At 73.0% G+C, this 12,999-nt stretch carries 12 protein-coding genes; 6 read left to right on the top strand and 6 right to left on the bottom strand.

The window, feature by feature from the left end; genetic code table 11:
- Positions 1 to 53 precede the first annotated feature (53 nt).
- Positions 54 to 2,069 (top strand): ATP-binding protein, encoded by a 2,016-nt coding sequence (locus EXE44_RS07160; RefSeq protein WP_137716576.1) that lies wholly within the window; start codon positions 54 to 56, stop codon positions 2,067 to 2,069.
- Positions 2,070 to 2,121: 52 nt separating this feature from the next.
- Here the strand turns inward: EXE44_RS07160 and EXE44_RS07155 are convergent, their stop codons facing one another.
- The 4 genes from EXE44_RS07155 to psmA all read right to left on the bottom strand — a co-directional run bounded on the left by EXE44_RS07155 (position 2,122) and on the right by psmA (position 4,698).
- Positions 2,122 to 3,033: an acetamidase/formamidase family protein gene (locus EXE44_RS07155; protein ID WP_137716575.1), complete on the bottom strand. Its 912-nt coding sequence runs from the start codon at positions 3,031 to 3,033 to the stop codon at positions 2,122 to 2,124.
- A 61-nt stretch (positions 3,034 to 3,094) separates the two neighbouring features.
- Positions 3,095 to 3,346, bottom strand: coding sequence for a hypothetical protein (locus EXE44_RS07150; RefSeq protein WP_137716574.1), 252 nt, complete (start codon positions 3,344 to 3,346; stop codon positions 3,095 to 3,097).
- Between the two features lie 85 nt (positions 3,347 to 3,431).
- Positions 3,432 to 3,830 carry a helix-turn-helix domain-containing protein gene (locus EXE44_RS07145; RefSeq protein WP_137716573.1) on the bottom strand — a complete coding sequence of 133 codons (399 nt, stop codon included), beginning with the start codon at positions 3,828 to 3,830 and terminating at the stop codon, positions 3,432 to 3,434.
- A gap of 106 nt (positions 3,831 to 3,936) precedes the next feature.
- Positions 3,937 to 4,698: an archaeal proteasome endopeptidase complex subunit alpha gene (gene psmA, locus EXE44_RS07140; protein ID WP_199241190.1), complete on the bottom strand. Its 762-nt coding sequence runs from the start codon at positions 4,696 to 4,698 to the stop codon at positions 3,937 to 3,939.
- A 174-nt stretch (positions 4,699 to 4,872) separates the two neighbouring features.
- On the opposite strand from psmA, the gene EXE44_RS07135 reads away from it, so the two are divergent.
- The 3 genes from EXE44_RS07135 to EXE44_RS07125 are packed head-to-tail and all read left to right on the top strand — an operon-like array spanning position 4,873 to position 8,230.
- Positions 4,873 to 6,276 carry a hypothetical protein gene (locus tag EXE44_RS07135; protein ID WP_137716572.1) on the top strand — a complete coding sequence of 468 codons (1,404 nt, stop codon included), beginning with the start codon at positions 4,873 to 4,875 and terminating at the stop codon, positions 6,274 to 6,276.
- On the top strand, positions 6,273 to 7,058 hold the full coding sequence (locus EXE44_RS07130) for an ABC transporter ATP-binding protein (protein WP_394348225.1): 786 nt from the start codon (positions 6,273 to 6,275) through the stop codon (positions 7,056 to 7,058). Before EXE44_RS07135 ends, EXE44_RS07130 begins: the two co-directional genes overlap by 4 nt.
- Positions 7,055 to 8,230, top strand: coding sequence for an ABC transporter permease (locus tag EXE44_RS07125; protein ID WP_137716571.1), 1,176 nt, complete (start codon positions 7,055 to 7,057; stop codon positions 8,228 to 8,230). Before EXE44_RS07130 ends, EXE44_RS07125 begins: the two co-directional genes overlap by 4 nt.
- Positions 8,231 to 8,339: 109 nt before the next feature.
- Here EXE44_RS07125 and pdxS read toward each other — a convergent pair whose 3' ends face one another.
- Positions 8,340 to 9,248 (bottom strand): pyridoxal 5'-phosphate synthase lyase subunit PdxS, encoded by a 909-nt coding sequence (gene pdxS / locus EXE44_RS07120; protein WP_137716570.1) that lies wholly within the window; start codon positions 9,246 to 9,248, stop codon positions 8,340 to 8,342.
- A gap of 141 nt (positions 9,249 to 9,389) precedes the next feature.
- On the opposite strand from pdxS, the gene EXE44_RS07115 reads away from it, so the two are divergent.
- On the top strand, positions 9,390 to 10,076 hold the full coding sequence (locus tag EXE44_RS07115) for a molybdenum cofactor guanylyltransferase (RefSeq protein ID WP_137716569.1): 687 nt from the start codon (positions 9,390 to 9,392) through the stop codon (positions 10,074 to 10,076).
- 66 nt (positions 10,077 to 10,142) lie between these two features.
- On the opposite strand, the gene EXE44_RS07110 is transcribed toward EXE44_RS07115, so the two are convergent.
- On the bottom strand, positions 10,143 to 10,682 hold the full coding sequence (locus tag EXE44_RS07110) for a DnaJ domain-containing protein (RefSeq protein ID WP_137716568.1): 540 nt from the start codon (positions 10,680 to 10,682) through the stop codon (positions 10,143 to 10,145).
- A gap of 112 nt (positions 10,683 to 10,794) precedes the next feature.
- On the opposite strand from EXE44_RS07110, the gene mutS reads away from it, so the two are divergent.
- Positions 10,795 to 12,999: DNA mismatch repair protein MutS (mutS, locus tag EXE44_RS07105; RefSeq protein ID WP_137716567.1), on the top strand; the 2,205-nt coding region annotated here is incomplete at its 3' end.

The raw sequence follows: 12,999 nt of genomic DNA, 5'->3' as shown, positions 1-12,999 counted from the left end.
GAGGCCGACGGGCGAGGCGATGGTTTATGAGGCGGGCGCCACCTCTCACGGGTATGAGCGAGGAGGAGACGATCCACGTCGCGGACGTCAGCGAGGGGATCGGCGGCGACGCGACGGCGGAGCCGGGCGCGCCGGTGGAGCTCCCGGTGGTCGACGTGCTCACCGGCCGCTCGTTTATCACGGGCAAAAGCGGGTCCGGGAAGAGCAACACCGCGAGCGTCGTCATCGAGAACCTGCTCGACAACGGGTTCCCCGTGATGATCGTCGACACGGACGGGGAGTACTACGGCCTGAAAGAGGAGTACGAGATCCTCCACGCCGGCGCCGACGAGGAGTGCGACATCGTCGTCTCCCCCGAACACGCCGAGAAGCTCGCGACGCTCGCGCTCGACCAGAACGTCCCGATCATCTTGGACGTCTCCGGCTACCTCGAAGAGGAGACCGCAAACGAGCTCCTCCTGGCGGTCGTCAGACAGCTGTTCGCCAAGGAGAAGCGGATGAAGAAGCCCTTCCTCCTCGTCATCGAGGAGTGCCACGAGTACATCCCCGAGGGCGGCGGGATGGACGAGACGGGGAAGATGCTGATCAAGGTTGGCAAGCGCGGCCGGAAACACGGCCTCGGCATCGTCGGCATCAGCCAGCGCCCCGCCGACGTCAAGAAGGACTTCATCACCCAGTGCGACTGGCTCTGCTGGCACCGGCTCACGTGGGACAACGACACGAAGGTGGTCGGGCGCATCCTCGGGTCGAAGTACGCGAGCGCGGTGGAGGACTTGGGCGACGGCGAGGCCTTCCTCATGACCGACTGGGACGAGTCGATCCGCCGGATCCAGTTCCACCGCAAGGAGACGTTCGACGCGGGCGCGACCCCCGGGCTCGACGACTTCGAGCGCCCCGAGCTGAAGTCCGTCTCCAGCGACCTCGTCGGCGAGCTCCAGTCGATCTCCGACGAGAAGGAGCGTCGCGAGTCCGAGATAGCCGACCTCAAGCAGGAGTTAGAGAAGAAGGACCGCCGGATCGCAGACCTCGAACGCGAACTGGAGGAGGCCCGCGACCTGAGCGACATGGCCGACCAGTTCGCGCAGGCGCTCCTCGGCAAGGCCGAGGCGCCGTACCGGGGCGGCGGCGGCCGGGCCCGGGTCGGCGCCGAGCGCTCAGCCGGCAAGACAGACGACGGCGAAGACGAGCAGTCCGTACTCAAGTCGTACGACGAGGCGGTCGCCGCCACGAAGGGCGACGACGAGCCCGCGAGCGAGGCGGCGCCCTCCGCTGACGGCGGCGCCGAGGGAGACGCGGAGTCGGCCGCGTCCGCCGACGGCGCTTCGTCGGATCCGGACGCCGCGGCCGCAGACGGCGACGCCGCGGACGCCGAACCCGCGGCCGAGTCCGACCCCGCCCCGCCGGACGACGTCGACCCGGTCACCCGCGACGACGTGGCCGAGAGCGCGCTCCGGTTCGACGACGCGATCGAGCTCGGCACCCGGGAGGCGGTGATCGAGGAGCTGCGCTCGCGGATCGAGGCGCTCCCGGAGCTCTCGCGCGGCATGCTCCGCCACTACCGCCGCGAGGGCGCCAGCGACCCGGTCGCGGCCCACATCGACGCCGGCGGCGACGGCGACTCCGGGCACGCCTACAGCCGCCACCGACCGATCCGGCGCGCGGGGCTCATCCGCCACGCCGGCCGCGGCCACTACGCGTACGCGGTCCCGGACCTCGTCCGCGAGGCGTACGCCGACCGCCTCGACGAGGCGCAGGTCCGCGAGATCGTCCGCGCGGTCGAGACCGCCTTCGTCCCCCCCGCCGAACTGAGCTATCCGCCGGACGCGGACCCGGCCGAGGTCGGGGAGGGGGCGGCCGCCGACCGCGCCGACGGTGCGGCCGCCCGAGACGGCGCCGACGCGGTACCCGGGGAGGCCGAAGGGGTCGGCACCGACACCGACGCGACCGACGCCGACGAAGAGGCGGCGGCCGAGGCCGGCGAGGCCGCCGAGTCGGAGCGGGCGGAGACGCCGACCGACGGGGGCCTGAGCGACGCCGCGCGACGGTTCGCCGAGCGGTCCGAGCGCTGAGGCCGGCCGGCCGACGCGACGAGTACGACCCAGGAGGCCGCGGTGTAGGGGGTCAGAACGGCAGCGAGAGGTACTCGCTCGGCACCGCGTTCCGCGCCGTCACCTGCGGGTCGACCACCTGACTGACCTCCAGGCCGCCGACGAGGCTGGAGAAGAGGTACGCCTCGGTGCGCGAGAACCCGTGGTGGTGCGAAAGCAGGTCCAGCATGTCGGCGTTCGCCAGCTCGACGGCCGCCTCCATCGTCTCGGCGCTCGCGACCGTCTTCACCGCGTCACCGGTGTCGAGGAGGGGGCGGTCGGGCGAGACCGCGGGGTCCTCGATCACCGACAGCGTCGCGTCGACCTCGACCGCTATCTCGGCGCCCGTCCCGCACATCTCGCCGTCCGCCATCGCGGCCTTCGCGTCGCCCAGCGCCAGCATCGCCCCCTCTTGGAAGACGGGAAAGTAGACGGTCGTCCCGCCGGTCACGTCGGTCGTGTCGAGGTTCCCGCCGTGGTCGTCGGGCGTGAGCGTCGAGACCGTCTCGCCGTCGGTGGCGACGCCGATCGTCCCGATCACGGGCTCGATCGGCACGTCGATCCCCTCGAAGTCGACCGCCTCCGCGTCGGCGTCGACCTCGGTGATTCGCGTCGCCGGGTGGTCGATCTCGGGGTCGTCCTGGAGGAGTCCGAACCCGGGAGCGGTGAGCACCCGGCCGCGGTCCTCCGCGACGCGCACGTCCTCTATCTCGACCGCGAGGACGTCGCCCGGGCTCGCGCCGGCCACGGCGATCGGCCCCGTCGCGGCGTTGACTTCCTCCGGGATCGCGTCGAGCAGGTCGTCGGCTTCCTGGATCGCGCCGCTCAGGCTGTCGACCGTCTCGATCGTCAGCGACTCGCCGTCCGCGGCCTCGTAGATCGGGTCCATCTCCGGACCGAACTCGTACACGTGGCCGTCGCGGTGTGAGACGACTTCTCGTGACATCGGCTCTCGCTCCGGGCGGCGGAACCAAAAACCTCCGCCGCGGACGGACGGGGCCGCCCGGTCAGTCGTCCGGGTCGACCCCCCGCGCGGCGTCGCGGTCGAGCAGCGGCGAGTCGGGGTTCGCGCACTCCGGCCGGCCGCACACGCCCGCGTCGGCGCCGGCGCGCTCGACGCCGCCGGCCAGCGACTCGATCTCCCACGCGACCGCGTGGCCGGTCGAGCGCTCGTGTTCGCTCACGGCCGTCCGCGCCCGCCGGAGGGAGTCGAACGCCTCCTCGTACGAACAGTCGTCACAGCGGACGGTCGTCGCCATACCGGTCGTGCGGCCTCGAACGGCGTAACGCCACCGGTCCGCGTCGCTGTCGCGGTTGCGGTCGTCAGTCGGGACGCGCCCCGCCTCAGCTCTCGACCGCGGCGCGCTCGGGGCGGTCGTACTTCTCCTCGAACTCGCCGATGAGCTGGCCCATCTTCGCGTACCAGTCGTTGAGCATCCGCTGCATGTCGTCGGCGATCTGCGACGGGTCGGTCGGCCGGTACACGTGGTAGTATCCCCCCTGCTCGTAGTTGATCTGCTCCTTCTGGATGAAGCCGGCCTTGAGGAGCCGCTGGACCGCGCGGTAGGCGGTCGAGCGCTCCCTGTCGACGCGCTCGGCCACCTCGTCGATCGTGAGCGCCTTGTCGGCCGACACGAGCGCCTGGTAACAGTCCTTGTCCAACTGCTTCAGGCCGTGGAAACACTCGAGCAACCCCTCGCACTCCATGTCCCGCTGGAGCTGTTCGGACATCGAATCGGGCATTTTACGTCGTAGGTAAGGCGTTCCGCCGCTAAAAGTGTTGTGTGTAGGACATACAATTCCGCGCACTCCGCCGCCGAGCGTCGAACGCGACCCGGCCGAGGAGTCGCTACTCGTCGGCCTCGTCGTCGGCGTCCGCCTCGTCGTCGGCGTCGAGGCCGGCCGCTTCGAACGCGGTCTCGACCTCCTCGACCGGCACCGTCCGGAAGCCGTCGGCCTCGGTCACGGTCGCGACCGCGAGGTCGGCGGGCTCGAACTCGTCGTCGTGAGCGGCCAGCGCCGCGACCGCGAGTTCGATGCCCTCCGCGAGCGAGAGGTCGTCGCGCCACTCGTCTTCGAGGTGACCCTGGATATCCTGCCGACCGCCGCCGATGACGGTCGCCTTCCACTCGTTCGGCGTGCCCGAGGGGTCGGCCGCGAACAGGCGCGGCTCGCCGTCGTCGATGCCGCCGATGAGGAGGGCGGCGCCGTAGGGGCGCGTGCCGCCGCGCTGGGTGTTCTCCTGGATGTGGTCGGTGACGAACTTCGTCAGCGTCTCGACGCCGACGGGCTCGCCGTAGCGCAGGCGGTTCCCCTGCGACTGGCGGCGCGCGAGGTCGATCAGCTGGCGGGCGTCGGCGACGTGGCCGGCGCTCGCGGTCCCGACGTGGTCGTCGAGCTTGTGGAGCTTCTCGATGCTCTCGGCCTCCATCAGCGACGAGGAGGGGCGGGACATCGCGACGAACACGACGCCGTCGGTCGTCCGGACGCCGACGCTCGGCGCGCCGCGCGAGACCGCCTCGCGGGCGTACTCGACCTGGTAGATGCGCCCGTCCGGCGAGAACAGCGACGTGCCGCGGTCGTACGCCTGCTGGTCGTTGTTCCCCATCATCGCCCATCACCCGCTCGCGCGGTGTCGCGTTCGCTCATTACCACTACTTACGTCGGGCCGTTGAAAAAGCATCCGTAACCGGTACGTCTCGGAGGCCGCCGAAACCGCGGGCCGGGCGGCGCGGGCCTCGCCTCCGTCGCCGACGGATATATCCACGGGTATCGCGTAGATGGTATGACATTGACTCGAACACCATCCACGGCCGCGCTACTGGCCGCCGTGACCCTTCTCGCGACGATCGGCGGGGCCTTCGCGGCGGGCGGCGCGGCGGCGGTCCCGGACGCGCGGATCACCGTCGGCGAGGTGGGGATCTCCCCGAGCGATCCGACCGTCGGGGAGCGGACGGCGCTGAACGTCACCGTCTCGAACTCTGGCGGCAGCGACGCGGCGGCCAACGTCACGACGGTCCGCGTCCGGAACGCCGACGGCGACGTGCTCGACAGCGTCTCGGGCGTCGGCGCCCTCTCCGCCGGCGACTCGCTCGACGCGACGCTGTGGACGTCGTTCGACGAGCCGGGCGCGAAGCGGCTCACCGTCGAGGCGGTCGCGAACCAGTCGACGAGCGGCGATCTCGTGACCGTCAGCCGGGACACCGTGATCGAAGTCCGACCGACTCAGGTCGCGCTCGACCTTCGGACCCGCGCGCTCGACCCCGAGGACCTCCAGAGCGACGAGGGAAGTGAGAGCTCGGCCGGCGACCTCGGCGTCGGCGGCATCCAGGGGATCTTCGGCGGTGGCGGCGGCCTCGACACCGGCGACGCGGGCGGCCAGGGCGACGCGCCCCCGATCGCCGACTCGCCCGTCGAGGTGACGGTGGTCAACACCGGCACGACGACCGCCGACCGGGTGAGCCTCCGCGCGGTCGGGACCGCGGTCGACGGCGACGAGCGGACCGTCTCGGTCGGCCCGTTCGTCGTCGAGGACGTGGCGCCCGGCGAGGAGCGGCGGGTGATCGTCGACCTCGGCCCGCTCGACCGGCGGTCGGAGGTGACGGTCACCGCCGCCTTCCGCGCCGACACGGACCGGTTCGACGACCGCGGCGCCGACCGCGCCGCCGAGTCGACGGTGACGTACCCGGTCCGCGAGGCCGCGCCGACCGTCACCGACGCGACCGTGCGGGAGACCGCCGACGGCGTCGTCGTCGACGCGAACCTCGGCAACGCCGGCGGCGGCGAGATGACCGGCGCGGTCGTCTCGGTCGGCGACGCGCCGGGCGTCGAGCCGACCGCCGCGGGCGGCGAGTACTTCGTCGGCACCCTCGGCGCGAGCGACTTCGTCGGGTTCGACCTGACGACCGCGGTGAACGCCTCCGTCGCCGACGAGATACCGATCCGCGTCACCTACACCGAGCGGGGCGTCCGGTACACGGAGACCCTGACGGTGGCGGCGCCCGAGGCCGACGACGACGGGGAGAGCGGCGGCACGCTCGGTCGGATCGGCGTCGGCGGCGTGGGCGCCGCGGGCGCGGTCGCGAGCGGCCTCGCGCTCGTCGGCCTGGCCGGCGCGGTCGGCCTCGCGGTCAGGACCGGACGGATCGGCGGGTCGACGGGGCGGCGACGCGGCGGGTCGGCGCCGTGAGCGGGGACGCCGCGGCCGATACACCGAGCGACGCCGTAGACGCTGCCGGTGCGGTCGATCGAACGACGGGCCCCGCAGGGGACGGCGAGTTCGGCGTCGCGCTGCGGGACGTGGTGAAGCGCTACCCGAGCGGCGGCGGCGAGCCGGTCGTCGCGCTCGATCACGTCGACTTCGCGGTCCGGCCCGGCGAGTTCGTCGCGGTCGTCGGCCCCAGCGGCTCCGGGAAGTCGACGCTGCTGAACGTGCTCGGCCTGCTCGACGACCCCACCGCGGGCCGGCGCCTGCTGAACGGGACCGACGTGACGAACCTCTCCGTCGCCGAGCGGACCCGGGCGCGGAAGGAGTCGATCGGGTTCGTCTTCCAGGACTTCCACCTGCTGCCGACGCTGACGGCCGTCGAGAACGTCGCGATGCCGACCGCGTTCGACCCCGGCGACGCGAGCGGCCGGGCGGCCGACCTGCTCGCGCGGTTCGGGCTCGGCGACCGGCTCGACCACGAGCCGAGCGAGCTCTCCGGCGGACAGAAGCAGCGCGTCGCCATCGCCCGCGCGCTCATCAACGAGCCCGACGTGCTCCTCGCGGACGAGCCCACGGGGAACCTCGACACCGAGACGGGGGAGTCGATCCTCGCGGAGTTCGAACGCGTCAAGGCCGAGGGGGTCGCCGTCGTCGCGGTCACGCACGACCCGCTCGTCGAGGAGTACGCCGACCGCGTCGTCGACCTCACCGACGGCGTGCTGACCGGCGGGCTGCCGGAGGGTGAGACGGGGGACGACCGATGAGCGAGGGCGACGGACGAGCGCCGAGCGGGCCCGCCGGCTGGCTCCGCGGCTGGCGCCCCGCGGTGTCGATGGCGTCGCGGAACCTGCGGCGCAACCGCGTTCGGACGGTGCTGGCGGTGTTAGGGGTCTGTATCGGCGTGCTCGCGGTCGCGGCGCTCGGCATCTTCGGGAACGTGCTGGCGCTCGGCGCCGACGACGCCATCGGCGACATCGGCACGCAGGTCGTCGTCTCGCCGAACGCCGACGCCGGCGTGGAGTCGCTGTCGGACGCGGACGTGGCGTCGATCCGGCGCGCGGTCGGCGAGCCCGCGGTCGTCCCGCTGTACTCCGACAGCGCCACGGTCGCGCGGCAGGGCGACCAGACGTTCGCGACCGTGTACGGGGTCGAGGAGCCCGCGCTGGCGTACGAGGCCGCCGAAGGGCGGCTCCCCGAGCGGCACCGGCAGGGGGCGATCCTCGGCGCGGGCATCGCCGCGGACCTCGACGCCGGCGCGGGCGACACCGTCGAGATCGCGGGCTCGCAGGTGCGGGTGATCGCGGTGCTCGTCGAGAGCCAGACGTTCAGCCCGGTGGCGCCCGACGACGCCGTCTTCCTCCCCGAGTCCGCGTTCTCGGCCGACGGCTACGCGCAGGCGCTCGTCATCTCCGACTCCGGCGCCGAGGCGCGCGCGGCCGCCGACGCCATCCGCGAGGAGGTGAACGCCCGCGAGGAGCGCGTTGACCTGTTCGAACTGGCCGCCCTCGTCGACGAGATCAACGAGTTCTTCGACCTGCTCTCGACGTTCCTGCTCGGGCTCGGCGCCATCTCGCTGGTCGTCGCCGGCGTCTCGATCCTCAACGTCATGCTGATGAGCACCGTCGAGCGCCGTCAGGAGATCGGCGTGATGCGCGCGGTCGGCGTCGCCCGGCGCGACGTGTTGCGCGTCCTGCTCGCGGAGGCCGGCCTGATCGGCGCGGCCGGCGCCGCGGCCGGCACCCTCCTCACCGTCCTGCTCGTCGCCGGGCTCGTCCTCGCGACGCCGGCCGTCGACGCCGCGCTCGTGATCGACCCGACGAACGGCTACTACCTCCTGCTCGCGCTCGTGTTCGGCGTGGGCGTCGGGATCGTCAGCGGCGCGTACCCGGCGTGGAAGGCGGCCAACGAGCGCCCGGTCGAGGCGCTGCGGAACTGAGGCGGCCGAGAGGCCGACCCGCCCGGAGCTACTTGGCGTTCGAACGGCGCTCTGGTTCGCGCCGCCGCAGTTCAACTGAGAAAAACCGCTGTGTAGTCGGAACGCCCGTCTAAACGCCGCGGCCCTGAAGCTTCTCCTCTTCCTTCATGTCCTCGTTGGACTGCCCCTTCATCCCCTTCCCGGTGCCGCTCGCGATCCGGGCGAGCTCGTCGGGGTCGTCCCAGTTGTTGACGGCCTCGACGATGGCGGTGCCCATCGCCTCGGGGTCCTCCGCGCCGAAGATGCCGGAGCCGACGAAGATGCCGTCGCAGCCGTGGTACATCATGAGCGCGGCGTCGGCGGGCGTCGCGATGCCGCCGGCGGCGAAGTTGACGACCGGGAGCCGCTCCGCCTCGGCGGTCTCGTGGACGAGGTCGCGCGGGGCGCCGTGCTCGCGGGCCCACTTCTCGCGCTCCTCGTAGTTGAGGCCGCTGAGCGTCCGGATCTGGTTCTTGATGGTGCGCTGGTGCTTGACGGCCTGGTTCACGTCGCCCGTGCCGGCCTCGCCCTTCGTCCGGATCATCGCCGCGCCCTCGCGGATGCGGCGCAGCGCCTCGGGGAGGTTCCGGGCGCCGCAGACGAACGGCGACGTGAAGTCGCGCTTGTCGGTGTGGTACTCGTCGTCGGCGGGCGTCAGGACCTCCGACTCGTCGATCATGTCGACGCCGAGCGACTCCAGGATCTCCGCCTCCTTCCGGTGGCCGATCCGGGACTTGCCCATCACCGGGATCGACACCTCGTCGATGATCTCAGGGACGCGCTCGGGGTCGGGCATCCGCGCGACGCCGCCGCGCTTGCGGATGTCCGCCGGGACGTGTTCGAGGACCATCACGGCGACCGCGCCGGCGTCCTCCGCGATGCGGGCCTGCTCGCGGTTGACGACGTCCATGATAACGCCGCCCTTCTGCATCTGTGCGAAGCCGCGCTTGACCAGCTCGGTCCCGCGCTTCAGTTCCTCCAGATCCGTGGCCTCTGGCATGGATATCAGTTGGGGCGCCGGACACTTAACGGGTCGCTTTCGGGTGGATGGACCGGTCGAAACCCCCGTTCACGGGTCGCCCGATCGCCCCGCCGCCCGACCACCGCAACCGCGAAGTCCCCCGCCGTCCAAGCCGCGGCCGTGACCACGGGAGCCATCCTCGCCGGCGGCCGTTCGACGCGCTTCGGCGACGCCGACAAGGCCGTCGCGCCGGTCGCCGGCGTGCCGATGATCCGCCGCGTCGCGGACCGGCTCGCGGGGACCGACGACCCGGTGCCGCCCGGCGCCGACCGCGCGAGCGGCGGCGACCCGGTCGTCGACGAACTCGTCGTCAACTGCCGCCCCGACCAGCGGGAGGCGATCGCCGAGGCCCTGTCGAGGGCCCCGCTCACAGTCCGCTGGGCGCTCGACGAGGAGCCCGACTTGGGCCCGCTGGCGGGGATCCGGAACGCCTGCCGCGCGGCGACCGACCGGTACGCCGTCGTCGTCGCCTGTGACATGCCGTTCGTCGACCCGTCGTTCCTCGCTGCGCTGCGCGAGTTGGCTGCGGAGCCGGGCGTCGAGGCCGCGGTGCCGCGGCTCGACGACCGCTGGTACCAGACGACGCAGGCCGTCTACGAGACGACCCCGACCGCGGACGCCTGCGACCGCGCGCTCGACCGCGGCGACCGGAAGGTGCTCGCGATGGTTGACCGGGTGAACGAGACGGTCGTCGACGACGCGGCGATCCGGTCGCTGACGACCGACCGCACCTTCACGAACGTCAACACGCGGGCCGAGCGCGACGAGGCGCAGCGGGCGGTCGCCGCGGCGCTCGGCGCGGAGTGAGCCGCGGCGCCTCCGTCGCGGTCGCGGACCGCCGCGATCGGGGGTCGCCGCGGGGCGCGCTCCGCGTCACTCCTTCAGGACCTCGTACGCCTCGTTGAGCTCCTTGAAGTCGTCCTCGTCGCCGTCCTCGCCGTCCGGGTGGAGCCGCTTCGCGCGCTCGCGGTACCGCCGCCGTACCGCCTCGCTGTCGGCCGTGCGGTCGAGCCCGAGCGTCTCGTACGCCTCGCGCTCGGTCATCCGGTCGGCGGCGGGGGCGCGGTCGCGGGGGTCGCCGGCCCCGCCCGGTCGGCGAGCGCCGCCCCGCCGCCCGGTCGCGCCGCGACCGCCGTCGGTGCCGGCGGCGCGGTACGCGCGCTCCCGGTTGGCCTCGGCGCGGGCGCGCTGCCTGGCGCGCTGGCGCTCCGTCGGGCCCGCCGCCTCGGCAGACCGCCGGGCCTGGTCGTGGAGGCGCCCGGTGGCGTGGTACCAGAGGAAGTAGGAGACGGCGCCGAACGGCAGCGCCAGCGCCAGCGCGATCGGGTGGAGGACGATCCCGCCGATCACGAGCAGCGCCGTCATGCCGACGAACGCCCCGGCGAGCCCCACGACGATCGTTCGGTTCGTCACGGCCGTATTCGGGGGCGGAGGACCGTAAGGCTCTCGCCGCCGGCGAGGGCTCGACCGGGGCGGTCCGCGCCGCTCCGCACCGTTTATGCCCGCGGCCGCCCGGACACGGGGTATGGAACCGGCGGACCGAGAGACGGCCACGGGGCTGCCGCCAGGGATCGCGGCCGCCCGCGAGGAGCTCACGCCGATGCTCTCGCAGTACGCCGACCTCTGTGCCGCCCACGAGGACGCCCTGGTGCTGTTCCAGGTCGGCGACTTCTACGAGGCGTTCTGCGAGGCGGCCGAGACCGTCGCACGCGTCTGCGAGGTGACGCTGACGGAGCGGTCCGACTCGACGGGCGACTACCCAATGGCCGGGATCCCCATCGATAACGCCGCGCCGTACCTCGAATCCCTCCTCGACGCGGGCTACCGCGTCGCGCTCGGGGACCAGGTCGAGGACGCCGAGCAGGCGTCCGGCCTCGTCGACCGCGCGGTCACCGAGGTCATCACGCCCGGCACCGTCGTCGAGGACGACCTCCTCGAATCCGGGACGACGAACTACGTCGCGGCGGTGGCGGCCGACGGGGGCGGCGGGGCCGGCGGTGGGGCCGACCCTTCCTCCGAGACCGTCGGCCTCGCCGCCGTCGACGTCTCGACCGGCGAGTGCCTCGTCACGTCCGGCGACCGCGACGCGGTCGCAGGCGAACTGGACCGGATCGCGCCGGCGGAGCTCATCGCCGGCCCGGACGCCCCCGACTTCGACCCCGCGGACGCGGAGCGCGGGTGGACGACCCACGACTACGACGACCGCGCGTTCGACCGCCGGCGGGCGACCGAGCGCCTGGAGCCGTACCTCCCCGCCCCCGACCGTCGCTTCGACGCGGACGCGGAGCTGCGGGCGGCCGGCGCGGTGCTGGCGTACGCCGAGTACACGCAGGGCGACGACGGGCCGCTCGGGTACGTGACCCGGATCCGGCGGTACGATCCCCGCGACCGGCTCCGGCTCGACGCGGCCGCCCAGCGCAGCCTGGAGCTGTTCGAGAACCGCGGGCTGGGCGCGAGCGACACGCTGTTCGACGCGCTCGACGAGACGAACTGCGCGCTCGGCCGGCGGTGCTTGGAGCGCTGGCTCCGGCGCCCGCTCGTCGACGCCGACGTGATCCGGAGCCGCCACGACGCGGTCGGCGAGCTCGCGGACCGGAGCCTCGCCCGCGAGGGGGTCGCCGACGCGCTCGCGACCGCCTACGACCTCGAACGGCTGGTGAGCCGCGTCTCGCGGGGCCGGGCCGACGCCCGCGACCTGCGCTCGCTCCATCGGACGCTCGCGGTCGTGCCCGAGCTGAAGGCGACGCTCGCGGGGGCGGACGAGGGGCACGAGACGGCGGGCGACGCCGACGGATCGGCCGACGCGGACGCCGACGGCCACGCACTCCCCCGCACCGACCACCTCGGCGACCTCCGCGACCGGCTCGACGAGCTGAGCGAGGTCCGCGACCTGATCGACGCGGCGATCGCGGCCGACCCGCCACAGGAGATCACCGAGGGCGGCGTGATACGCGAGGGGTTCGACGGCGACCTCGACGACCTGCGCGCCACCGAGCGCGAGGGCCGCGAGTGGGTCGCCGACCTGGAGGCGAGCGAGCGCGAGCGCACCGGGATCGACTCGCTGTCGGTCGGCCACAACCAGGTCCACGGCTACTACATCGAGGTGACCGACGCGAACCTCGACCGCGTCCCCGACGACTACCGGCGCCGGCAGACGCTGAAGAACAGCGAGCGGTACGTCACCCCGGAGCTGAAGGAGCGCGAGGAGGAGATCGTCGGCGCCGCGGAGCGGGCGGACGCCTTAGAGTACGAGCTGTTCGCCGACGTCCGCGAGCGCGTCGCGGCGGAGACCGAGCGGATACAGGGGCTCGCGGACGCGCTCGCCGAACTCGACGCCCTGACCTCGCTCGCGACGGTCGCGGTCGGGGGCGACTACGTCCGGCCCGAGCTGCGAGAGGACCCGGACGCCGGCGTCGCGATCGAGGGCGGCAGACACCCGGTCGTCGAGCGGACCGAGGACGACTTCGTGCCGAACGACGCGGACCTCCCGCGCGGCTCGGTCGCCGTGATCACGGGGCCGAACATGAGCGGGAAGTCGACGTACATGCGGTCGGTCGCGCTCGCGGTCGTGCTCGCGCAGACCGGGTCGTTCGTCCCCGCGCAGGCGGCGTCGCTCCCCGTCTTCGACCGGCTGTTCACCCGCGTCGGCGCCTCCGACGACATCGCGGGCGGCCAGTCGACGTTCATGCGCGAGATGAGCGAGCTGACGGAGATCCTCCACGACGCGGGC

It is taken from the genome of Halorubrum sp. SS7, assembly GCF_005435055.1.
In the GTDB taxonomy this organism is placed as follows: Archaea; Halobacteriota; Halobacteria; order Halobacteriales; family Haloferacaceae; genus Halorubrum; species Halorubrum salinarum.
Note: the sequence above shows the minus strand (reverse complement) of the source record. Positions and strands in the feature narration are given on the sequence as shown.